At 68.9% G+C, this 21,700-nt stretch carries 20 protein-coding genes; 14 read left to right on the top strand and 6 right to left on the bottom strand.

Annotation, left to right across the window (positions count from 1 at the left end):
• Nucleotides 1-2 precede the first annotated feature (2 nt).
• From hrpB to BDK89_RS14125, 11 genes are all read left to right on the top strand, one after another.
• Nucleotides 3-2,474, top strand: a complete 2,472-nt coding sequence (hrpB, locus tag BDK89_RS14075) for an ATP-dependent helicase HrpB (protein ID WP_133869542.1) — start codon at nt 3-5, stop codon at nt 2,472-2,474.
• A complete protein-coding gene (locus BDK89_RS14080; protein ID WP_133869543.1) occupies nt 2,474-3,214 on the top strand; it encodes a sulfite exporter TauE/SafE family protein in 741 nt (246 codons plus the stop codon). Before hrpB ends, BDK89_RS14080 begins: the two co-directional genes overlap by 1 nt.
• 129 nt (nt 3,215-3,343) lie before the next feature.
• Nucleotides 3,344-5,005, top strand: a complete 1,662-nt coding sequence (locus BDK89_RS14085; RefSeq protein WP_133869544.1) for a fumarate hydratase — start codon at nt 3,344-3,346, stop codon at nt 5,003-5,005.
• Nucleotides 5,006-5,080: 75 nt separating this feature from the next.
• The gene (mbhE, locus tag BDK89_RS14090; protein ID WP_133869545.1) at nt 5,081-7,891 is read left to right on the top strand and encodes a hydrogen gas-evolving membrane-bound hydrogenase subunit E; all 2,811 of its coding nucleotides are present in this window, start codon (nt 5,081-5,083) and stop codon (nt 7,889-7,891) included.
• Nucleotides 7,888-8,304, top strand: a complete 417-nt coding sequence (locus tag BDK89_RS14095; RefSeq protein WP_133869546.1) for a sodium:proton antiporter — start codon at nt 7,888-7,890, stop codon at nt 8,302-8,304. The genes mbhE and BDK89_RS14095 overlap by 4 nt, the downstream gene beginning before the upstream one ends.
• Nucleotides 8,301-9,872 (top strand): Na+/H+ antiporter subunit D, encoded by a 1,572-nt coding sequence (locus tag BDK89_RS14100; RefSeq protein WP_133869547.1) that lies wholly within the window; start codon nt 8,301-8,303, stop codon nt 9,870-9,872. The genes BDK89_RS14095 and BDK89_RS14100 overlap by 4 nt, the downstream gene beginning before the upstream one ends.
• Nucleotides 9,869-10,450, top strand: coding sequence for a Na+/H+ antiporter subunit E (locus tag BDK89_RS14105; RefSeq protein WP_133869548.1), 582 nt, complete (start codon nt 9,869-9,871; stop codon nt 10,448-10,450). Before BDK89_RS14100 ends, BDK89_RS14105 begins: the two co-directional genes overlap by 4 nt.
• Entirely contained in the window at nt 10,447-10,701 is a 255-nt protein-coding gene (locus BDK89_RS14110) for an MrpF/PhaF family protein (protein WP_133869549.1), read from the top strand. Before BDK89_RS14105 ends, BDK89_RS14110 begins: the two co-directional genes overlap by 4 nt.
• On the top strand, nt 10,701-11,060 hold the full coding sequence (locus BDK89_RS14115) for a cation:proton antiporter (RefSeq protein WP_133869550.1): 360 nt from the start codon (nt 10,701-10,703) through the stop codon (nt 11,058-11,060). The genes BDK89_RS14110 and BDK89_RS14115 overlap by 1 nt, the downstream gene beginning before the upstream one ends.
• Before the next feature lie 31 nt (nt 11,061-11,091).
• Nucleotides 11,092-11,673 (top strand): YdeI/OmpD-associated family protein, encoded by a 582-nt coding sequence (locus BDK89_RS14120; RefSeq protein WP_166657584.1) that lies wholly within the window; start codon nt 11,092-11,094, stop codon nt 11,671-11,673.
• A 105-nt stretch (nt 11,674-11,778) separates the two neighbouring features.
• The gene (locus tag BDK89_RS14125) at nt 11,779-11,979 is read left to right on the top strand and encodes a cold-shock protein (protein WP_133869551.1); all 201 of its coding nucleotides are present in this window, start codon (nt 11,779-11,781) and stop codon (nt 11,977-11,979) included.
• A gap of 15 nt (nt 11,980-11,994) precedes the next feature.
• Here the strand turns inward: BDK89_RS14125 and BDK89_RS14130 are convergent, their stop codons facing one another.
• The 4 genes from BDK89_RS14130 to mscL form a co-directional block, all read right to left on the bottom strand.
• On the bottom strand, nt 11,995-12,786 hold the full coding sequence (locus BDK89_RS14130) for a siderophore-interacting protein (protein WP_133869552.1): 792 nt from the start codon (nt 12,784-12,786) through the stop codon (nt 11,995-11,997).
• A 124-nt stretch (nt 12,787-12,910) separates the two neighbouring features.
• A complete protein-coding gene (locus tag BDK89_RS14135; RefSeq protein ID WP_133869553.1) occupies nt 12,911-14,527 on the bottom strand; it encodes an ABC-F family ATP-binding cassette domain-containing protein in 1,617 nt (538 codons plus the stop codon).
• 56 nt (nt 14,528-14,583) lie between these two features.
• Entirely contained in the window at nt 14,584-15,387 is an 804-nt protein-coding gene (locus tag BDK89_RS14140; protein ID WP_133869554.1) for an SGNH/GDSL hydrolase family protein, read from the bottom strand.
• A gap of 84 nt (nt 15,388-15,471) precedes the next feature.
• On the bottom strand, nt 15,472-15,843 hold the full coding sequence (gene mscL, locus BDK89_RS14145) for a large conductance mechanosensitive channel protein MscL (RefSeq protein ID WP_133869555.1): 372 nt from the start codon (nt 15,841-15,843) through the stop codon (nt 15,472-15,474).
• 153 nt (nt 15,844-15,996) lie between these two features.
• Between mscL and BDK89_RS14150 the strand changes: the two genes are divergently transcribed.
• Nucleotides 15,997-17,421 (top strand): dihydrolipoyl dehydrogenase family protein, encoded by a 1,425-nt coding sequence (locus BDK89_RS14150; protein WP_133869556.1) that lies wholly within the window; start codon nt 15,997-15,999, stop codon nt 17,419-17,421.
• An 8-nt stretch (nt 17,422-17,429) separates the two neighbouring features.
• Here BDK89_RS14150 and BDK89_RS14155 read toward each other — a convergent pair whose 3' ends face one another.
• Nucleotides 17,430-18,671, bottom strand: coding sequence for an MFS transporter (locus BDK89_RS14155; RefSeq protein ID WP_133869557.1), 1,242 nt, complete (start codon nt 18,669-18,671; stop codon nt 17,430-17,432).
• A gap of 148 nt (nt 18,672-18,819) precedes the next feature.
• Here BDK89_RS14155 and BDK89_RS14160 point away from each other — a divergent pair, with 148 nt between their 5' ends.
• Both BDK89_RS14160 and BDK89_RS14165 read left to right on the top strand, forming a co-directional pair.
• The gene (locus tag BDK89_RS14160; protein WP_133869558.1) at nt 18,820-19,059 is read left to right on the top strand and encodes a hypothetical protein; all 240 of its coding nucleotides are present in this window, start codon (nt 18,820-18,822) and stop codon (nt 19,057-19,059) included.
• A gap of 34 nt (nt 19,060-19,093) precedes the next feature.
• On the top strand, nt 19,094-19,990 hold the full coding sequence (locus BDK89_RS14165; RefSeq protein ID WP_133869559.1) for an LLM class flavin-dependent oxidoreductase: 897 nt from the start codon (nt 19,094-19,096) through the stop codon (nt 19,988-19,990).
• A gap of 54 nt (nt 19,991-20,044) precedes the next feature.
• Here the strand turns inward: BDK89_RS14165 and lipA are convergent, their stop codons facing one another.
• Complete coding sequence (gene lipA / locus BDK89_RS14170; protein WP_133869560.1) at nt 20,045-21,700, bottom strand: lipoyl synthase; 1,656 nt, start codon at nt 21,698-21,700, stop codon at nt 20,045-20,047.

A 21,700-nucleotide genomic window follows, 5' to 3' on the forward strand; every position in this document is an offset into this window, starting at 1 on the left:
CTGTGGCCGGCCGGCCGCTCCCCGACCTGCCGGTCGTCGAGACCTTCCCCGCACTCCGCACCGCACTCGCCGACCACGGCACCGCCGTACTCGTCGCTCCCCCGGGAGCCGGCAAGACGACCCTCGTACCGCTCGCGCTGCTCGACGAGCCGTGGCTCGAGGGACGCAAGATCGTCGTCCTCGAACCCCGCCGCCTGGCCACCCGGGCCGCTGCCCGACGAATGGCCGACCTGCTCGGCACCGAGGTCGGCGGCGTCGTCGGCTACCAAACCCGCGACGAGCGCCACCTCGGCCCCGACACCCGGATCGAGGTCGTCACCGAGGGCATCCTCACCCGTCGGCTCCAGACCGATCCCGAGCTGCCCGGTGTCGGCCTGGTCGTGTTCGACGAGGTGCACGAGCGCAACCTGCCGACCGACGTGGGGCTCGCCTTCTCCCTCGACGCCCGGTCGACGCTCCGCCCCGACCTGCGCATCCTCGCCATGTCGGCGACGCCCGACACCGACGCCCTCGTCACCGCGCTCGGCGACGCGCCGCTGATCGAGAGCGAAGGACGGATGTTCCCGGTCGACATGCGGTGGGCGCCGCGCGACCGCAAGGAGCGCATCGAACAGGCGACCACCCGCACCGTCGTGCAGGCGCTGCGTGACGAACCGGGCGACGTCTTGGTGTTCCTCCCCGGCATCGGCGAGATCCGACGTACCCAGGAGCAGCTCACGGGCCAGGTCGGTGCCGACGTCGACGTGTACCCGCTGGCCGGCGCTCTCTCGCTCGCCGAGCAGGATCAGGCGCTCGCTCCCTCGCCACCGGGGCGACGACGGGTCGTACTCTCGACCGACATCGCCGAGACGTCGCTGACCGTCGACGGCGTTCGAGTGGTCGTCGACTCCGGACTCGCCCGGGCACCGCGCTTCGACGTCCGGACCGGCATGACCCGACTGACGACGATCTCGACCAGTCGCGCCTCGGCCGAGCAGCGGGCGGGCCGCGCCGGCCGCGTGGAGCCCGGCGCCTGCTACCGGCTGTGGAGCAAGATCGAGCACGGGAGCCGCCCGGCACACCGCGCTCCGGAGATCACCGAGGTCGACCTCGCCGGACTGGCGCTCGAGCTCGCGTCGTGGGGCACCGCGGCCGACGATCTCGCGTTCCTCACGCCGCCGCCCCGGAAGGCGATGCGGAGCGCCACCGAACTCCTCGAGCGACTCGAGGCGATCGATGCCGACGGCCGGCTCACCGACGTCGGTCGACAGATGCTCGGCCTCCCGGTACACCCGAGGCTCGCCCGGATGCTGGTCGACGAGCGCTCACCGCTCGGCTGCGCACTCGCCGTACTGCTCGACGAGCGTGACGTGCTGCGAGGCCGCCCGGACGAACTCCCGGCCGACCTCGGGCTCCGGCTGCGGTTGATCGCCGGTCGTGGCGGCCACGATCAGGCCGATCGGCGGGCGGTCGACCAGGTCCGGCGGCGCGCACGCGACCTCGCACGACGCCTCCGGATCAGCTTCGACACCGACCTGATCGACCCCGACCGGGCCGGCCTGGCCCTCCTCCATGCGTTCCCCGACCGGCTCGGTGTGCGACGCCGGCCCGGGCAGTTCCAGCTCCGTGGCGGCACGGGAGCCTGGCTGGCCGACGACGACCCACTTGCCCACGAACCGTTCGTCGTCGCCGCCGACCTCGACGGCAAACGGAACCGAGCCCGGATCCGACTCGGCGCCGGACTCGACGGCGACGAGGTGGCGCTGGTCTTCGGTGACGAGGTCGTCGAACGGACCGAGCTCGCATGGGACACCGATCGCGACGAACTCGTCGAACGGGTCGAACGACGGCTCGACTCCATGCAACTGGGAGCGACGACCCGGCGACCCGAACCCGGCGAGGCGACCACGGCGGCGCTGATGGACCGGGTGCGCGCGACCGGGCTCGCCGTGCTCGGCTGGTCGGGTGCCTCGATCGCGCTCCGACAGCGAGTCGACTTCCTGCACCGTGCCCTCGGCGACCCGTGGCCCGACTGGAGTGTCGAGGCACTCGCCGACACCGTCGACGATTGGCTCGCCCCGTACCTGCCCGGGGCGACCGGGCGTCGCGACCTGGAGCGGCTCGACCTCGTCATGGTGCTGCGCTCGCAACTGCCGTGGCCGCAGGGCGCCGATCTCGACGAGTTGGCGCCGGCGACGCTCGAACTGCCGACCGGCCGTTCGGTGCCGATCGACTACCGCAGCGACGAACCCGAGGCGAGCGTGCGGGTGCAAGACCTGTTCGGCACGACCGTCCATCCCACCGCCGGCGGCCGACCGATCGTGCTCAGCCTGCTGTCGCCCGCCGACCGGCCGATCCAGGTGACCGCCGACCTCCCCGGGTTCTGGACCGGGACGTGGGCCGACGTGAAGAAGGAGCTCGCGGGCCGCTACCCCAAGCATCACTGGCCCGACGACCCGGGCGGTGCCGAGCCGAAGCGTCTCAAGGGACGCTGATGCTCGCCGCTCAGATCGTCGGCGTCGACGCCGGCCTCATGGTGCTCGCCATGGTGATCGTGCTGATCGGTGCCGCCACCCAGGCGTCGATCGGCGTCGGACTCGGCCTGATGGCGGCGCCCACGCTGAGCTTGATCGACCCGGCGTTCATCCCGGGGGCGTTGACCTTGTCGATCCCGCCGCTCGTGGTGGGGATGGCGTGGCGCGAACGCGCGCACATCGACTCGACCATCTATCGAGCCGTCCCGGCCCGTTTCGTCGGATCGGTCGCCGGCGCTGCCCTGGTGGCGTCGCAGGGCGACGAGGCCGTGACGATCGTGGTCGGGCTCGCCGTGCTGCTCGCCGTGGTCGCCTCGGTCACCGGCCTGCATGTCCGGCCGACACTGCGAAACCAGTTGATCGCCGGCACCGGGTCGGGGTTCGCCGGCACGGTGGCGGGCGTCGGCGGCCCGCCGATGGCGATCACCTACCAGCACTCCGATCCACGGGTACTCCGGGCGACGCTGGCGGTTTTCAACACGATCGGTCTGATCTGTTTCACGCTGCCGTCGCTCGTGATCGCCGGGGTGACCGGCTGGCGCGAGGTGCAGCTGGCGTGCTTCCTGATCCCGAGCGTCATCGCCGGCTTCTCCGTCGGCAAGTACACGATCGCCAAGCTCCCACCCGAACGGGTGCGTCCGTTCGTCCTCGTCGTCTGCGCCGCCAGCGCCGTCCTCGTCCTCGCCAAGAGCCTGGCCTGACGGCCCATGGGGTCGGATACGTTTCGTCGACGACCGTCCTCGCCCGACGACACCCGGCCGACGAAACGTCTCCGACCCCATTCGTCGGGGATGCGGTGGGCGGACTGAGCCGGGCGTAGGGTTTCGGGCATGGCTGATGACGATTTCGGGTTCACGGAACTGTTGCCGCTCGGGCCCGACCAGACCCAGTACCGGCTGATCACGACCGAAGGCGTGTCGACCGTCGACACCGAGCTCGGCACCTTCCTCAAGGTCGAGCCGGAGGCGATCCAGCGCCTTACGGCCGAAGCGATGCACGACATCGCCCACTTCCTCCGACCCGGGCACCTCCAGCAGCTGCGCAACATCCTCGACGACCCCGAGGCCAGCGACAACGATCGCTTCGTCGCCACCGACCTGCTGAAGAACGCGGCCGTCGCAGCCGGCGGCGTGCTGCCGATGTGCCAGGACACCGGTACCGCCATCGTCAAGGGCAAGAAGGGCCAGAACGTCCACACCGGCGGCGGCGACGAGCGCTCGATCGCCCGCGGTATCCAGGACACGTATCAGACGAGCAACCTGCGGTACAGCCAGATGGCGCCGCTCACCATGTACGACGAGAAGAACACCGGCACGAACCTGCCGGGCGAGATCAAGATCTCGGCGATCGACGGCGACGAGTACAAGTTCCTGTTCATGGCCAAGGGTGGCGGCTCGGCCAACAAGAGCTACCTGTTCCAGGAGACGAAAGCCCTGCTCAACGAGGCCACGCTGCTGCCGTGGATCTTCGAGAAGATCCAGACGCTCGGCACCGCCGCCTGCCCGCCGTACCACCTGGCGATCGTCATCGGCGGCACCTCGGCCGAGTTCGCCGTCGAAACGGCCAAGCTCGCCTCCGCCCGCTACCTCGACGCGCTCCCGACCGAGGGTTCCGAGCTCGGCCACGGCTTCCGCGACCTCGACCTCGAGAAGAAGGTGCTCGAACTCGCCCAGACGACCGGCATCGGCGCCCAGTTCGGCGGCAAGTACTTCTGCCACGACGTTCGCATCATCCGACTCCCCCGCCACGGCGCCAGCTGCCCCGTCGGCATCGCCGTGTCGTGCTCGGCCGACCGGCAGGCGCTCGGCAAGATCACCCGCGAAGGCGTCTTCCTCGAACAGCTCGAGACCGACCCGGCCCGTTTCCTGCCCGACGTCACCCATGACGACCTCGACGGCAGCGACGTGGTGCACATCGATCTCAACCGCCCGATGAGCGACATCCGCGCCGAGCTGTCGAAGTACCCGGTGAAGACGCGCGTGATGCTGACCGGCCCGATGGTCGTCGCTCGTGACATCGCGCACGCCAAGATCAAGGAGCGCCTCGACGCCGGCGAGCCGATGCCGCAGTACCTGCAGGACCACTGCGTCTACTACGCCGGCCCGGCCAAGACCCCCGAGGGCTACGCCTCGGGCTCGTTCGGCCCCACCACGGCGGGCCGGATGGACGCCTACGTCGAGCAGTTCCAGGCCGCCGGCGGCTCGATGATCATGCTCGCCAAGGGCAACCGCAGCCAGCAGGTCACCGACGCATGCAACGCCCACGGTGGCTTCTACCTCGGCTCGATCGGCGGACCGGCCGCACGCCTCGCGCTCGACAACATCAAACAGGTCGAGGTGCTCGAGTATCCCGAACTCGGCATGGAGGCCGTCTGGAAGATCGAGGTCGAGGACTTCCCGGCGTTCATCGTGGTCGACGACAAGGGCAACGACTTCTTCCAGCAGGTCAAGGTCGAAGCGGCCCAGCGAGCCACCAACGTCCGACTGGGCTGACCCACCCGGCCCGAACCGGGCGCTCGGTATACTCGCCCCGGTTCGGCGGGTGATCCCGCCTGCTTCGTTCCCATCGTGCTGATCTTCGTCCTCACCCTCCACGCAGTCGTCGGCATCGCGCTGATCGTCGCCGGTGACCGTCTGGGCCGGTGGGCGTTCGCGATCGCCGGTGTCGTCCCGGCGATCACGCTCGCGGTGCTCGGAACCGAGTTCGCCGCAGCGATCGACGGTGAGCCGGTCACCGAGGAATACGGCTGGATCCCCCAGCTCGGTCTGAACATCGTCCTGCGCATGGACGCCATGAGCGTCGTCATGGTGTCGCTGGTGTCGGGCATCGGGCTCCTCGTCTGCACCTACGCGGTCGGCTACTTCAGCCATCCGAAACCAGGGACCGCCCGGCTCGCCGGCCTGCTGACCCTGTTCGCCGGGGCGATGCTCGGCGTCGTCCTGTCCGATCATCTGATGGCGTTGTTCGTCTTCTGGGAGCTGACGTCGATCACGTCGTACCTGCTCATCGGCAACGACGACGAGAACCCGAAGGCCCGCGACTCGGCGCTGATGGCCGTCATCATCACCGGCGCAGGCGGGCTCGCCCTGCTCGCCGGCATCATCCTGCTCGGCCAGTCGACCGGCACGTATCTGATCAGCGAGCTCGTCGACATCTCCGTCGGCGACAGCGGCGTCATCACCGCCGCCGTCATCTTGATCCTGCTCGGAGCGATGACGAAGTCGGCGCAGATTCCGTTCGCCGGCTGGTTGCCCGGTGCCATGGTCGCGCCCACACCGATCAGCACGTACCTCCACGCCGCCACCATGGTGAAGGCCGGCGTCTACCTCGTGGCCCGGTTGTCGCCGGTGCTCGCCGAAACGGGCACCTGGCGCAACCTGATCCTCGTCGTGTCGTCGATCACGATGATCGTCGGTGGTTGGCGAGCGCTGCGTCAGCACGACCTCAAACTGCTCCTCGCGTACGGCACCGTCAGCCAGCTCGGATTCATGATGCTGCTGTTCGGCATGGGCGAGTACGAACTCGCACAGGCCGGCATCACCGTGCTGCTCGCACACGGCGCCTTCAAGGCGGCCCTCTTCATGGTCGTCGGCATCGTCGATCACCAGGCGGGCACCCGCGACATCCGGGCGCTCCACGGCTTCGGGCGCACCTGGTGGCCCGTGCTCGCCGTGGCGACGATCTCGGCGGCGTCGATGGCGGGCCTGCCGCCGCTCCTCGGATTCATCGCCAAGGAGAAGGGGCTCGACGGCGCCCTCCACGGCGACTTCACCGGTGCGACCGCCTTGGTCGTCGTGTTCGTCGTCGGCTCGATCCTGACGTTCGCCTACTCGGCACGCTTCGTGCTCGGTGTGTTCGGCCGGTTCGGTGATGCCGAGCACGAACACGTCACCGAGACGGCGAAGGCGCCGGCGTGGACGTTCTCCGGCCCATCGATCCTGCTCGCCACGTTCACGGTCGCGGCAGGGCTCGCGCCGGTCATCATCGACGACCTCGTCGGTGCCGCGACGACCACGCTCGACGAGGCGGCCAAGCCGAAGCACCTCGCGCTCTGGCACGGGATCAACACCGCACTGATGCTCTCGGCACTGATCATCGGCGTCGGCGTCGTCCTGACGGTCGCCCGCCGACCGGTGGCGATCGCCCAGCGCCGTTTCCACCGGGCCATCACCTGGTTCCCGACCGCCGACCGGAGCTTCTGGTTCCTGCTCAACGGTCTGATCCGGTTCGCCAAGCGGACGACGCGGGTCGTGCAGAACGGCTCGCTGCCGACGTACCTGATGGTCATCCTGACCGTGTCGATGCTCGCCATCGTGATCCCGGCCGCCGCCGCACTCGACGAGTGGCCCGACCTGATCGACACCCCGATCCACGTGCCGCTCGCCGGCATCGTCCTGGCCGCCGCCATCGGCGCCACGATCGTCCATCGCCGCATCGCCGCTGCGCTCATGCTCGGCGCCGTCGGCTTCGGCATGTCGGGCTTCTACGTCGCCCAGGGCGCCCCCGACCTCGCCCTCACCCAGTTCGCCATCGAGGTGCTCACCACGGTCATGTTCGTCCTGGTGCTCCGGTTCCTCCCGGCCCGCTTCGACGATCGGCACCTGGCGATCGCCCTGCCGATCCGTATCGCCGTCGCAGCCCTCGTCGGCGTGACTGCGTTCATCGCGGCACTCGTCACGGCCGCCGCACGGAGCGACGTCGCCGAACCCGACATCGCCGACGACATGGTGCGTCAGTCGGTGTCGTCCGGCGACGGCTCGAACGTCGTCAACGTCATCCTCGTCGACTTCCGCGGCGCGGACACGTTGGGCGAGATCACCGTGCTCGTGATCGCCGCGCTCGGCGTCGTCGCGCTCGCTCGCGTGGCCCGACGCGGCCCGGTCGAGCCGGCGCCGACCCTGCTCGAGGTGCCGGCGTTCGCCCGGCTGCCGGTGGTCGACGTGTCGGCGCGGATCCTGTTCTCCAGCATCATGGTGCTGTCGATCTACTTCCTGTTCGCCGGCCACAACCAGCCGGGCGGCGGCTTCGTCGGCGGTCTCACGGCCGGTGTCGCGATCAGCCTCCGCTACGTCAACGGTGGCGTGTCGTCGGTGAGACGTTCGGTCCGACCGAAGCCGTGGTTCGTGCTCGGCACCGGCCTGTTCGTCTCGGTGACGACCGCACTCGTGCCACTCGCACTGGGCGAGTCGTTCCTCGAGCACGCCAAGTGGCAGGGCGAACTCCCGCTGCTCGGCAAGATCAAGGTCACCTCGGCCCTGCCGTTCGACATCGGGGTGTACCTCGTCGTCGTCGGCCTCGTGCTGATGGCCTACGAGGCCTTCGGTGAAGACGCCGTACCGATGCAGGACCCCGAGCAGATGGAGGCGTCGGCGCCATGACCGTCCTCGTCGCCTTCGTCGCCGCCGTCCTGTTCGCCTGCGGCTCGTTCCTGCTGATGCAGCGCCGCCTGTCGCGCATCATCATCGGCATCGGGCTGCTCGGTCACGGCGCCAACCTGCTGCTCCTCGTGTCGGGCGGCGGTGTCGGCCCGGCGCCGATCGTTCCCGAAGGCGCCAACCCCGACGACTACACCGATCCCCTCCCCCAGGCACTGGCGCTCACGGCCATCGTCATCACGTTCGGTATCACGATCTTCCTGCTGTCGCTCGGCTTCCGCAGCTGGCAGCTCACGCGAGACGACCGCGTCGAGGACGACATCGAGGACCGGATCGTCGCCCGCCTCGACGCCGACCAGCGCGAGTCCGACGCCGACGAGGACGACGAAGACCTCGACGAGGAGCACACCGTATGAGCACCCTCGTCCCCCTCACGATCGCGATCCCGCTGCTCGCTGCGGCGATCACGATCGTCGTCGGTCGCTGGCGCTGGCTCCAGCGCATCATCGCCGTCGCCGCGCTCACCGCCGTGTTCGGCATCAGCATCGCGCTCCTGATCGGCGCCGACGACCAGGGCTACGTGATCCACCGCGACGGCGGCTGGCCCGCTCCGTTCGGCATCACGCTCGTCGTCGACCGTCTCGCCGGACTGATGATCGCCGTGTCGTCGCTCGTGCTGCTGGCCGTCCACATCTACGCGATCGGCCAAGCCGGTGAGGAACGTCGACGCATCGCGTTCCATCCCGTGTATCTCGTGCTCGCCGCCGGTGTGATGGGCAGCTTCGTCACCGCCGACCTGTTCAACCTGTTCGTGGCGTTCGAGATGATGCTCGCCGCCAGCTATGTGCTCCTCACGTTCGGCGGCCGGCCCGACCAGGTCCGGTCGGGCATGAGCTACGTCGTGATCAGCCTGGTGGCGTCGGCGCTCTTCATCACCACGCTCGCCTGGGTGTACACCGCGACGGGCACCGTCAACATGGCCGACCTGTCGATCCGCATCGCCGAACTCGACCCGGCGGTCCGGGCGATGCTGGCGCTCGCGATGCTCGCCGTGTTCGGCATCAAGGCCGGCCTGTTCCCGCTGTTCTTCTGGCTCCCCGACAGCTACCCCACAGCGCCGGGACCGGTCGTGGCGGTGTTCGCCGGCCTGCTCACCAAGGTCGGCGTGTACGCCATCATCCGCACCCAGACGCTGCTCTTCGACCGCCCCGACTACATGGGCACCGTCCTCTTGGTCGTCGCCGTGCTGACGATGGTGATCGGCGTGTTCGGCGCGATCGCCCAGGACGACATGAAGCGCATCCTGGCGTTCCACATCATCAGCCAGATCGGCTACATGATCTTCGGCCTCGGGCTGTTCACCGTCGCCGGTGTCGCCGGCGCCGTCTTCTACATCGTCCACCACATCATCGTGAAGACGGCACTGTTCCTGGTCGCCGGGCTGGTCGCCCGCCGCGCCGGCTCGTCCCGACTGTCCGAGGTCGGCGGACTGATCCGGACCGCGCCCGTGATCGCCGCCCTGTTCGCCGTCCCGGCCCTGAGTCTGGCCGGCCTGCCGCCCTTCTCGGGCTTCCTCGCCAAGTTCGCGCTGGCCGATGCCGGCCTCGCCGTCGACGAGTGGCTCGTCGTCGGTGCGAGCCTGTTCGTCGGCATGCTCACCCTGTTCTCGATGACCAAGATCTGGTCGAACGTCTTCTGGAGCGCCCCGGACGAGGAGCCCGTCGGCCTGGCGCCCGAGTCGGAGCGGAACCCGAACCTCCTCGGCGCCCCGGTCGGCATGATCGCCCCGACGGCCGTCCTCGCCCTGTCGTCGATCGGTGTCAGCATCTTCGCCGGCGCCCTCTACGACGTGTCCGAACGTGCCAGCATCGAACTCCTCGAGCCGACCGGCTACGTCTCGGCGGTGCTCGGCACCGACGAGGTCGACGACGAGGTCAAGTTTCAGGTCGACCTCGAGCCCGAGCAGGCGGAGGACGCACCGTGAACCGCTTTTCGGGGATGCGCGCCTCGGCGGCGATCCTGTGGCTGACGGTGCTCTGGATCCTGCTGTGGGGCGACCTGTCGTTCGCCAACGTCGCCAGCGGCATCGTGGTGGCGCTGTTCGTGCTGACATTCGCCCGACTGCCCCGGCTGCTCCGACGAGGAGACCTGCAGACACCCCGGGTGCGCCCGCTCGCGCTGCTGTACTTCATGGGCTTCGTGCTCGTCGAGCTGGTCAAGTCGAACCTCATCCTCGCCTGGGAGATCATCACCCCCGGCAGCCGCATCAGCAACGGCGTCGTCGCGGTGCCGCTCCGCACCACGCAGCCGATCACGATGATGGTGGTCGCGAACGTGATCACGCTGACCCCGGGCACGATGACGATCGAGGCGAAGGGCGACCCCGCCGTGCTGTACGTCAACGTTCTCTTCCTGCACGACGTCGAAGCCGTCCGGCGCGACCTCCTCCACCTCGAGGAACTCGCGGTCAAGGCGTTCGGATCGCGGGAGGCCCGACAACAGTTCGCCGACAGTGTCGAGCGAGCCCAGCTCTCGACCGCCGACGAGGGAGGTCCGCGATGACCACCGCCGCCCTGATCATCCTGTCGCTCGCAGCGTTCTGCTTCCTCTATCGCCTGTTCCGGGGCCCGACCGTCCCCGACCGCATGATCGCCCTCGACGCCCTCCTGATCACGATCATGAGCGGCATCCTCGTCGGCACCGCCCACATCGGCTCGCCGATCGGTCTCGACACCTTGCTGGTCGTCGCCCTGCTCAGCTTCGTCGCCACGGGCGCGATCGCCCGCTTCGTCGAACAGCGAGGTGATCGCTGATGGATCAGGTCTGGGACGTCGTCGGCGGCGTCAGCATGATCATCGGAGCACTCCTCGTGCTGCTCGCCGGCATCGGCGCCGTCCGCTTCGACGACACGTACGCCCGCATGCACGCCGCCGCCAAGGCGCCGGCGCTCGGTATCTTGCTGATGGCCGTCGGGGTCGCGATGACGCTGCGCACCACGCCGGCGGTCATCGAGGCCCTGCTCATCGTCGCGCTCCAGCTGATCGCCGGTACTGTCGGCACCCACATCATGGGACGATCGGTGTACTACGTGATCCGACCGCCGCTCGACGCCACCGACGAGCTCGGCCGCGATCTCGAAGCCGAACGAGCCGCCGAGGCCGACAGCGACTGACCCTGTTCCCTCAACGGCCTACGATGCCGCGATGGAACATTTCGACGACGTCGACGCCTATCTCGCGGCGAGCGAGCAGTGGCCCGACGAGGTGGCCGCCCTGCGTGCCGTGCTGCTCGAGTGCGGTCTCGACGAGACGATCAAGTGGGGCAAGCCCTGTTACTCGCACGAGGGCAGCCACATCGTGCTCATGCAGGAGATGAAGCACTTCCTGGCCCTGATGTTCTTCAAGGGCGCCCTCCTCGACGATGTCGAGGGCGTCCTCCACGACCAGGGGCCGAACACCCGCTCGGCACGGCGCATGCAGTTCACGTCGGTCGCCGACGTGGAGCGGCTCGCCGAGATCGTCCCGGCCTACGTCGAGCAGGCGATCGACGTCGAGGCCCGCGGTCTCGAGGTCGGGCCGGCACCCGAGCCCGAGATGGTCGACGAACTCCGAGAGCGTCTCGACGCCGACCCCGACCTCGCCGCCGCGTTCGACGAACTGACCCCCGGTCGCCGCCGCGAGTACCACCTCTATTTCTCGAGCGCGAAGCAGTCGAGCACGCGTGCATCCCGGGTCGACAAGTACGTGCCGAAGATCCTCGCGGGCAAGGGATTCCGAGATCGCTGACGAGCGACTCGTCGAACCGATCGGACGGTTCGGCCGTCGGGCAGGTAACGTGCCTCGCGTCGAGCGATCACGTCGGTCGTTCGGGCAGTAGAAAGCAGTAAGTACATGGCCACTGGCACCGTGAAGTTCTTCAATGATCAGAAGGGCTTCGGATTCATCAGCCGCGAAGGCGACCAGGACATCTTCGTCCACTTCTCGAACATCGAAGGATCGGGCCGCAAGACCCTCCTCGAAGGCCAGCAGGTCGAGTTCGAGGTCGGCGAGGGCCGCAAGGGCCCCGAAGCCGTCGGCGTCAAGGTCATCTGACGCCCGCCCGCCGGCTCACTGCCGAGCGGGTTTCCAGTATCCCCGTACCGTTCCTCGAGCGCGCTCGACCCCGAGCGTCTTGAAGAGGTGGTTGCGGATTCGCTGAACCGCCGATGCCTCCCCGGCCGCCCACACGTGGGCACCGTCGGGGAGGCCGGTCAGCGTCTCGACACGATCGGCCAGCGCCCCTCCGGGTTGCGCCCCGGCCGGCGTGTCGTACCAGGTGACGTCGTCGACGTCGCGCGGCCCGAGATCGAGCTGTGCCTCCGGCGTCACCGTCTCGACGTGCACGTCGAGTGCGAGGTGGTCGGGCGCCATCTCGATCAGTTGCCCGATGGCCGGCATGGCCGTCTCGTCGCCGAACACCAGGAGCCGATCGGCATCCTCGGGGAAGTCGTAGCCGGCGCCCGGTCCGGAGAACGCGGCGACACTCCCCTGCTCGGCCGTCTCGGCCCACCCCGACACCGCACCGCCGTCGTGACGCACGATCTCGAGATCGAGCCGCCTGCGCTCGGCGTCGTGGCGGAGCGGTGTGAACGTGCGCAGCGCCGGTCGCCGACCGTCGGCCAGCAGGAACTCGTTCCCGTTCCACTCCGGCAGTTCGAGCTCGTCGCCCGGCCACGCCACGACGAACCGGACGCTCATCGCCGGCTGGTCGATCTCGATCCGGCGGAGCACGTCGCCCTCGAGCGACACCCGCAGCATCCGCGGCGACCGCTCGACCCGATCGACCACCGTCACCTCCTCGAACGCAGGCGGCGCCTTGCGAACAGCGAGCAGTCGAGCCTTCAGATCATCGTCGCCCATCGACCCAGTGTGCTGTCGGATGAGGTCAGACCCCAACCGACCGACCGGAACGTGACGGCATCAACGAACTCGTCGGTTGGGGTCTGACCTCATCCGACTGACCTCATCCGACCGTTCGCGAGCGTCAGGCGAGGGAGACGAGTTCGAGCCACTCGTCGTTGAAGTAGTCGACGTCGCCGTCGGGCATGAGCAGCACCTTGGTCGGGGCCAGCTCGGTCACGAACTCGGTGTCGTGGCTCACGAAGATGATCGCTCCCGGCCAGCCCTTGAGGGCATCGGCGACGGCCTCGCGCGACGGCGGATCGAGGTTGTTCGTCGGCTCGTCGAGCAGCAACAGGTTGTTGCGACCGACCATCAGCATCGCCAGCGCGAGCTTGGTCTTCTCACCACCCGACAGGGTGCCGGCGTCCTGGAAGACCTTCTCGCCCGACAACCCGAACATGCCGAGCAGTCCGCGCAGTTCGGTCTCGGTCAGGCTCACGCCGGGCGGGACCTCGTTGCGGATGTTGTCGAGCAGCGATCGGTGCACGTCGAGGTTGTCGTGCTCCTGGGCGTAGTAGCCCGGCTGCACCTGGTAGCCGAACTCGAAGTGGCCGAGATCGGCTTCGGTCTCGCCGGCCAGGATGCGGAGCAGGCTCGTCTTGCCGGCGCCGTTCAGGCCGAGCACGAGCAGGCGTTCACCACGGCCGAGGTCGAAGGCGACGTCCTCGAACACCGGCGGCCCGCCGTACCCCTTGCACAGCTCGCTCGCCTCGATGACCGTCTCACCACAGGGCGGCGGATCGGGGAACCGGACGGTGATCTGCTTGGTGTTCTTCGGTGCGTCGACCTTCTCGGCTTCGAGCCGGGCGATGCGCTTCTCGATCGAGTGTGCCTGGGCGGCCTTGGTGGCCTTGGCGCCGAACCGGTCGACGAACTTCTGCATGCGGGCGATCTCGCGCTCCTGCTCGGCCGCCTGTTTGGTGAGGCGACGTTCGTCCTCGGCACGGGCCGTCACGTACTGGCTGTACGTGCCCTTGTACTCGACGATGTGGCCGGTCGCCGTCTCGGTCGGACGGTCGAGGTGCAGCACACGGGTGATCGCCTCGTCGAGCAGGTCGAGGTCGTGGCTGATCACGAGCAGGGCGCCGCGGTACTGCCGCAGGAATCCCATCAGCCACGTCTTGGCGTCGACGTCGAGGTGGTTGGTCGGCTCGTCGAGACAGAGCACGTCGGATCCGGCGAACAGGATGCGGGCGAGCTCGACCCGGCGACGCTCGCCGCCCGACAGCACCCCGATCGGGAGCTCGATGCGATCCTGGCCGATCCCGAGACCGGCTGCGAGCGAGCGGGCCTCACTGTCGGCGGAGTAACCGCCCTCGAGCCGGAACCGCTCCTCGGCGCGGCTGTAGCGGGCGACGTTGGCGTCGGTCGGCGACTCTTCCATCGCGGCACGCAGCTTCTCGATCCGTTCGACCTCGGCGTCGATCCCGCGGCCCGACAGCACGTGCTGGACAGCGGTTCGGTGCTCCTGTGATCCGTCGATCTTCGGGTCTTGTGGCAGGTAGCCGAAGCCGCCCTTGCGCAGCACCTTGCCGCCCGACGGCTCGGCGGCACCACCGAGCACCTTGAACATCGAGGTCTTGCCGGCGCCGTTGCGACCGACGATGCCCACCTTGTCGCGCGGCATCACGGTGAACGAGGCCTGATCGACGACGAGTCGACCTCCGACCTCCACCGAGAGTGCTTGTGCTTGGAGCATCAGGACAGGCTACGAGCGTGCGGGCCGAGCCGAACGGTGGGTTCGGCGGCCCGGTGTCACAGCACGATGGCCGAGTCGTCGGTGAAGGTCGGCTCGAAACACAACCCGCCGCCGCCCGACGGCGACTCGCCCAGCGCTGCCGCGGTGAGCAGCGTGATCCGCTCCATGCCCGCCACCGTCGGGAGCCCGTCGGCGCCGACGAGTTCGAGTTCCTGCTCGTCGGCGACGGCGGTGCCCCAGTCGACCAGCACCACCGTCGGGCGGTCGGTGGCCCGCTGCCGGATGACGTCGTTCAGTTCGGCGCTGGCCTCGTCGATCTCGCTCCGGGTGTAGAGCAGCACCGGCACCGCGCCGATGTCGTCGAGCACCTCGTCGAGCGCAACACCGAACTCGTCGGGGGTGGTGTCGAGGTGATGCCCGAACATGAGCCCGATCACCTGCCAGTCGTCGGCCACGTCGATGACGAGTTCGTCGACCACCTCGTCGGCGAACCCGATGTATCGGCCGAGTTCGGCTTCGATGCCGACCTGCCACCCGAGCCCGGTCAGGATGTCGCAGGCGATCCCCTCGGCGCGTGGGGTGAGCGTCAGCATCGCCGAGTCACCGATCAGCAGGAGCCGGTCGCCGGCGGCGGCGTCACCGACCGGCGCCGTGATCGGCTCGACTTCCGGGAGGGTGGTCGGTGGGGGCAGCGTCGCCGGGACGATCGTGGACGAGATCGGCGTCGGCGCCTCGGGGACCCCGCCGAGGGCAACCGTGTCGGGCACGTCGGGCAGCGTCGACACGGCGTCGTCACCCTCGCCACAGGCGGACGCGACGAGCGCGATCACACCGACGAGTCCGAGTAGCGCCCGCTCCATGACCAGCCATTCAAGCCGACGGGCGGGCCCGCGCCACGCGCGAGCCCGCCCGTGCGGCAGGTTCTGGGTGTTGTCGGACTCGACTCAGCGGTTGCGGAGCGAGTCGCGGATCTCGGTGAGCAGCTCGACCTCGGTCGGGCCGGCCTCTTCCTCCGGAGCCTCGGCCTTCCACTTGTTGTAGGCCTTGATGAGGAGGAACAGGATGAACGAGACGGCGATGAAGTCGATGACTGCTCCGAGCACCAGACCGATGCTGATGAACGAGTCGCCGATGTCGAAGCCGATGCTCGCGTAGTTGGGCTCGCCGAAGATGGCGGCGAGGAGCGGCGTGATGACGCCCTCGATGATCTTGTCGACGATCTGCTTGAAGTACAGCGCCATCACCAAGCCGACGGCGATCGTGACGACGTCGCCCTTGTTGATGAAGTCTCTGAACTCTTTGATCATGTTCTGCATTGCTGGTTCTCTTTCTGTGGTCGGTTGGCCCCCGGTCGTCCAGTCTGGCAGAACGCGCGTACTCGGCCGAGCGATCCTCGGGCCGACGGTCTACGGTGTGCAGCGCATGCGACGCCCCGACGCCACGGCCACGACCGCCACCACGACGACCTGATGGGCCCGACCTACGACCTCGTCATCGTCGGCATGGGCTCGGGCGGGACCCTCGCCGCCGAGTTCGCCGCCGGCGAAGTGGGCCTCAAGGTCGCCGCGGTCGAGCGGGGCCCGATCGGCGGCGACTGCCTCTGGACGGGCTGTGTGCCATCGAAGACGTTGCTGGCGAGCGCCCGGGTGGCGCACACCGTCCGGACGGCCGACCGCTTCGGTATCACCGGCGGCGAACCCGAGGTCGATCTCGACGCCGTGTGGGCCCGGACCAAGGATGTCCAGGGCCAGATCGCCGCGACCGACGACCACCCCGACCGGTTCCGACAGATGGGTGTCGACGTCATCGAGGGCACGGCTCGCATCACCGGCTACCGCCAGGTCACCGTCACCACCGACGAGGGCGAGGTGCAACTCGACACGCGCTACACGCTCGTCTGTACTGGGAGTCGTCCGGCCGTGCCGGCGATCGACGGGATCGAATCGGTCGACGTATTGACCAGCGAGAACCTGTTCACACTCGAACGGCCGCCGTCGTCGCTCGTGATGATCGGCGGCGGTCCGATCGCCACCGAGCTCGCGCAGGCCATGGTGCGCCTCGGCGTCCCGACGACCGTGATCGAACAGGCACACCGCCTCGTCCCGCGCGACGAACCCGAACTCGCCGATCGGCTGGGTCAGATCCTGCGAGAGGAAGGGGTCGATCTGCGCCTCGCCACGACGGCGACCGCCGTTCGGCGCGGCGGCGACGGCGTCGTCGTCGAGACGACCGAAGGTGAGTTCACGGCCGAAGGGCTGCTGGTCGCCACCGGGAGGATCGCGAACGTCGACGACCTCGGTCTCGACGCGTTCGGTGTTCCGGTCTCGGCCGCCGGAGCCGACGTCGACGAACGCAACCGAACGCTGGTCCCCAACATCTACGTGGTGGGCGACGCGGCAGCCGACCGTCCTCGCTTCACCCACGCGGCGGCGCACGATGCCGTCCTGGCGGTGCGCGACATGTTCTTCCCCGGGCGCGGGCAGCCCGCTCATCTCGTGCCGTGGTGCACCTTCACCGATCCCGAGCTCGCCCATGCCGGTCTCACTGCCGCCGAGGCCCGTGAACGGCACGGAGAACGGAACGTCACCGTCTTCCGGCACGAACTCGCCGAGAACGACCGGGCACGGGCCGACGGCACCACCGAGGGGTCGATCATCGTGGTTGCGGCAAACGACCGCATCGTCGGCGCCCACGCGCTGGCACCGGGTGCAGGCGAACTGATCCACGAACTGGCGCTGGCGATCCGCTTCGGGATCGGCGTCGACGAGCTCTCCGACCTCGTGCACATCTACCCGACGATCGCCTCGGGGATCGGCCGCATCGGCGCCGACCGATCGTTCGACACCGGCCGCAAGTTCCGCGCCGTCGCCCGCCTCAGCCGCATCTTCGGCTGAGGCAGTGCTCAGACCGCCGTCGGCTGGGGCGGTTTGACGTCGCTGAAGCGGTCGACCTTGCGCAGGGTCGGGAAGAAGATCGCGAACGAGCCGGCGATCAGCATGGTGATCGCACCGCCGCCTGCAATCGCCCATGGCAGCCCGAACGCACGCGCAGCGACACCGCTCTCGAAGGCGCCGAGCTCGTTCGACGCACCGATGAACACGCCCTCGACCGCGCTGACCCGGCCGAGCTGGTCGTTCGGTGTGGCGAGCGGGACGATCGAGCCCCGGATGAACATCGACACCATGTCGGCACCCGACAGCACGACGAGCGCGACGAACGCCACGGCGTAGCTGGTGGTGACGCCGAAGACGACGGTGCCGGCACCGAAGATCGCCACGACCCACAACAGGGTCGGGCCGACGCGCCGTTGCACCGGTCGCACAGCGAGCACCACGGCCATCACCGCAGCGCCGATACCCGGCGCCGCACGCAACCAGCCGTAGGCGATGTCGCCGACGCCCAGCCGCTCCTCAGCAACCGCCGGGATCAGTGCGACCGCACCGCCGAACAGCACGGCGAACAGATCGAGGCTGATCGCCGCGAGCACGATCGGTGTGCGGCGGACGAAGCGCAGGCCCTCCATCGCGTTCCCGAGCGTTGGCCTCCCGGTCGAGCGCTCCTGCGGGCGTTCGAACCGGATCAGCAGCAGGAACGGTGCCGCCGCCAACTGCAGCGCCCCGGCGACCAGGTAGGCGACGTCGGGTCCCTGGACGTAGATGAACCCGCCGAGCACCGGCCCGATGATCGACGACGCCGTGAACGTGGCCGTCCAGAGCGCGATCACCTGCGGGAACTCGTCGACCGGGGCGATCAGCGGTGCCATCGATCGCCGAGCCGGGTTGAGCATCGCATCGGCGGTGCCGAAGGCAAGCGCGACGAAGAGGAAGGGCCAGATGCTCGTCGGTTCGGAACGGGCGACGGCGACGAGGGCGAGACAGCACACGACGCGGACGATCATGAACGCGAAGCTGATGCGGCGACGGTCGAACCGGTCGGCGACCCAACCGGACACCAGCACCAGGAACGCGGCGGGCAGGAACTGGGCGAGGCCGAGCCAGCCGATGTCGAGCTCGTTGCCCGTGATGTCGAACACGTGCTTGAACAACACGGTGACGAAGATGTTGAGACCGACGGCGGCGAGCGCGGTCGACGTCAGGTAGAGGCGCACCGAACGGTGCCGGAGCACCCGTCGGGCATCGGCCATGGCGGCACGCTACCGGTCGGTCCTCACGTGCAGACCGGCCGCGCGATCAGGTGACGCGTATGACCGTTGTGTTGCAGAACGCGCGTCGTTTCCGCGCGACTCCGTAATTCCGGCGTAGCAGAAGGGACCGATGGGTTACACATGGTCCATGACCAACGCCACACTCTTCGCCACGCTTCGGCTGGGCGCCGTGCTGAGCGTGGTCGCGGCGGGCTTGGCGGCCGGATTGAGCCTCATCGGTGAGGTGTCGCAGTGGTCGCTGGTCATCGCCGTGGCCGCCGCCAGTTTCGTCCTCAGCTGGATCCAGGTCGGCCGCGTCGAGCGCGGCGACGACCCCCGCCTCGCCATGGTCCTCGCCGACACCCGCGTCGGTCGAGCCCTCGGCTAGCACCCAACACCGCCACGTGTGACACCATCCGGACATGAAGGTCCGGATCGGCTACGGCCTCGGCACGCGCACCACCCTCCACGACGAACGCTTCGGTCTCGTCGTCGACGAACTCGAACGTCACGGCTTCGACAGCCTGTGGGTGTCGGAGAAGATCGGCGGTGACGCCCCCGACCCGATGGTCGCGATGTCGTACGCGGCCGGCCGCACCACGAACCTGAAGTTCGGGATGTCGGTGATGGTGCTGCCTGGTCGGAACCCGATCGTGCTCGCCAAGGCATTGGCCACGCTCGGCACGATGTCGGGCGGTCGCCTGCTCCCGGCGTTCGGGCTCGGCCAGGTCCACCCGATGGAGCAGCAGGCGTTCGGGGTCGACCGCAAGGAACGGGCGGCGTGGTTCGACGAGGCGATGTCGGTCATGCGCCAGTGCTGGACCGGCGAGCCGGTCGTGCACGACGGCGAACGTTTCCACTACGACGGCGTGCGCGTGCGCCCGGTGCCGAAGCGAATGGACGTCTGGCTCGGCGGCATCGCGCCGTCCGAACTCAAGCGGGTCGGGCGCCTCGCCGACGGCTGGTTGCCCTCGTTCGTCACGCCGGCCGACGCGGCCGCCGGTCGCGAGGTGATCGAGCAGGTCTGCACCGAGCACAACCGCGAGATCGAAGACGATCACTACGGTGTCCTGATCCCCTACTCGCTGGGCGATGCGCCGACGCCGCTGCTCGAGCAGTTGGCGAAGAGACGGCCCGATCTCGACCCGAGCGAGCTCGTCCCGACGAGCTGGGAGGCTCTCCGGTCGCTCATCGGTCGCTTCGTCGACATCGGCACCAGCAAGTTCGTCGTCCTTCCGATCGACGAACCCACCACCGTCGACGCCTGGCAGACCCACCTCACCGAAGCCGCCGACGCCCTCCTCCCCCTCGAGACCTAGCGAACAGATGGGGTCGGATACGTTTCGTCGGTCCCGACGAAACGTATCCGACCCCTAGGACAGGGTGACGGGGGTGGTGACCGATTCGGCGGCTTGCTTGGCGTGGTAGCTCGAGCGGGTCAGCGGGCTGGCCTCGACGTGGCCGATGCCGAGGTCTTCGCCGATCTGCTTCCAGCGGGCGAACTCGTCGGGTTCCGCCCAGCGCGACACGGGCAGGTGATGCGTCGTCGGACGGAGATACTGGCCGATCGTGACGATGTCGCACCCGATCCCTGCGAGGTCGGCCAGCGTGGCGACGACCTCGTCGTCGGTCTCGCCGACACCGACCATCAGGCTCGACTTGGTGACGAGCCCGGCCTCCTTCGCCCACGAGAGCACCGCCAGGCTGCGTGCGTAGCCCGCCGAGGGGCGCACGGCCCGCTGGAGGCGGGGCACCGTCTCGACGTTGTGGTTGAGCACGTCGGGTCGGACGGCGAACAGCAGCTCGAGCGAGTCGAGCGAGCCCTTGGCGTCGGAGATCAGCGTCTCGACGCGCGTGGCGGGTCGGCGCAGCCGGATCGCCTCGACACAGGCGGCGATGTGGGCCATGCCGCCGTCGGCGAGATCGTCGCGGGCAACCATGGTGAGCACGGCGTGGTCGAGCCCGAGCCGGTCGACCGCCTCGGCGACCCGCTGCGGCTCGTCGGCCTCGGGCCCGAGCGGCTTGCGTGTGTCGACGAGGCAGAACCCGCACGCACGTGTGCAGCGTTCGCCGAGCACCATGAAGGTCGCCGTGCCGTCGCTCCAGCACTCGGAGAGGTTGGGACAGCCGGCGTCCTCGCACACGGTCACGAGCGACAGTTCGCGCATCGTCTTCTTGAGCGAGACGACCTCTGCGTTCAGGTCGACTTTCGGGCGGAGCCAGTCGGGCTTGCGGCTCTCGATCTGGAGTCCCTCGGTGACCCCGGCGGCCTCCAGGCGGGCGTGCGACCGCGGCCGGAACGTGACCTTCTCACCGGGCCCCTCGCCACGGGAGAACGGGGTGAGGTCGGCGGTCCGGTGCTGCCACTGCACGTCGTGGCGATCGACCGCTCCCCCGCCCCACCGGTCGGCGGCGAGCCGGACGAGGATGTCGACGACCTGTTCCGTCGAGGCGTCGACGCCCTCCTCGGACAACGAGGTGACGGGCCGATCGGCGATCCCGCACGCGACGATGTGCTCGCGCATGTAGCGCATGTCGGTCGTGAGGTTGAGCGCGAAGCCGTGCATGGTGCGCCCGCCCTTCAGACGGACACCGATCGCCGCGATCTTGCGCGGCTCGTGACCGTTCACGTCGACCCAGACGCCCGGATAGTCGGGCAGGCGGCCGGCATCGGGCACCCCGAGCTCGGTCAGGGTGTCGATCAGCAGGTCTTCGACCGCGTTGACGTGCTGGAGCGAACCCTTCACGTTGGGCAGGTTCACGATCGGGTACCCGACCAGCTGACCGGGCCCGTGGTAGGTGATGTCGCCGCCACGCTTGACCTTCACGAAGTCGGCGCCCACCGCCGCGGGCTCGCACCGGAGGTTGGTGTCGAGGTCGGCGTGGGGGCCGTACGTGAAGACGTGGTCGTGCTCGAGCAGCAGCAGGTGCTGCTCGTGCCCGTGATCGAAGAGGGCCTGCTGGAGGGCCAGCGCCTCGCGGTAGGGCACCCGCCCCAGCCAGCGGGCTCGGAGCGGGGCCGTACTCAT

Origin of the sequence: Ilumatobacter fluminis, from assembly GCF_004364865.1 — a bacterium.
Classification (GTDB): Bacteria; Actinomycetota; Acidimicrobiia; order Acidimicrobiales; family Ilumatobacteraceae; genus Ilumatobacter; species Ilumatobacter fluminis.

Excerpts from the sequence above, each read along its gene's own strand:
- BDK89_RS14150 (WP_133869556.1), top strand. The coding sequence starts at position 15,997 with ATGGGCCCGACCTACGACCTCGTCATCGTCGGCATGGGCTCGGGCGGG.
- BDK89_RS14085 (WP_133869544.1), top strand. The coding sequence starts at position 3,344 with ATGGCTGATGACGATTTCGGGTTCACGGAACTGTTGCCGCTCGGGCCC.
- BDK89_RS14110 (WP_133869549.1), top strand. The coding sequence starts at position 10,447 with ATGACCACCGCCGCCCTGATCATCCTGTCGCTCGCAGCGTTCTGCTTC.
- BDK89_RS14115 (WP_133869550.1), top strand. The coding sequence starts at position 10,701 with ATGGATCAGGTCTGGGACGTCGTCGGCGGCGTCAGCATGATCATCGGA.
- BDK89_RS14130 (WP_133869552.1), bottom strand. The coding sequence starts at position 12,786 with ATGGGCGACGATGATCTGAAGGCTCGACTGCTCGCTGTTCGCAAGGCG.
- BDK89_RS14135 (WP_133869553.1), bottom strand. The coding sequence starts at position 14,527 with ATGCTCCAAGCACAAGCACTCTCGGTGGAGGTCGGAGGTCGACTCGTC.
- BDK89_RS14155 (WP_133869557.1), bottom strand. The coding sequence starts at position 18,671 with ATGGCCGATGCCCGACGGGTGCTCCGGCACCGTTCGGTGCGCCTCTAC.
- BDK89_RS14100 (WP_133869547.1), top strand. The coding sequence starts at position 8,301 with ATGAGCACCCTCGTCCCCCTCACGATCGCGATCCCGCTGCTCGCTGCG.
- BDK89_RS14140 (WP_133869554.1), bottom strand. The coding sequence starts at position 15,387 with ATGGAGCGGGCGCTACTCGGACTCGTCGGTGTGATCGCGCTCGTCGCG.
- BDK89_RS14120 (WP_166657584.1), top strand. The coding sequence starts at position 11,092 with ATGGAACATTTCGACGACGTCGACGCCTATCTCGCGGCGAGCGAGCAG.
- lipA (WP_133869560.1), bottom strand. The coding sequence starts at position 21,700 with ATGAGTACGGCCCCGCTCCGAGCCCGCTGGCTGGGGCGGGTGCCCTAC.
- BDK89_RS14165 (WP_133869559.1), top strand. The coding sequence starts at position 19,094 with ATGAAGGTCCGGATCGGCTACGGCCTCGGCACGCGCACCACCCTCCAC.
- BDK89_RS14080 (WP_133869543.1), top strand. The coding sequence starts at position 2,474 with ATGCTCGCCGCTCAGATCGTCGGCGTCGACGCCGGCCTCATGGTGCTC.
- BDK89_RS14095 (WP_133869546.1), top strand. The coding sequence starts at position 7,888 with ATGACCGTCCTCGTCGCCTTCGTCGCCGCCGTCCTGTTCGCCTGCGGC.
- BDK89_RS14125 (WP_133869551.1), top strand. The coding sequence starts at position 11,779 with ATGGCCACTGGCACCGTGAAGTTCTTCAATGATCAGAAGGGCTTCGGA.
- mscL (WP_133869555.1), bottom strand. The coding sequence starts at position 15,843 with ATGCAGAACATGATCAAAGAGTTCAGAGACTTCATCAACAAGGGCGAC.
- BDK89_RS14160 (WP_133869558.1), top strand. The coding sequence starts at position 18,820 with ATGACCAACGCCACACTCTTCGCCACGCTTCGGCTGGGCGCCGTGCTG.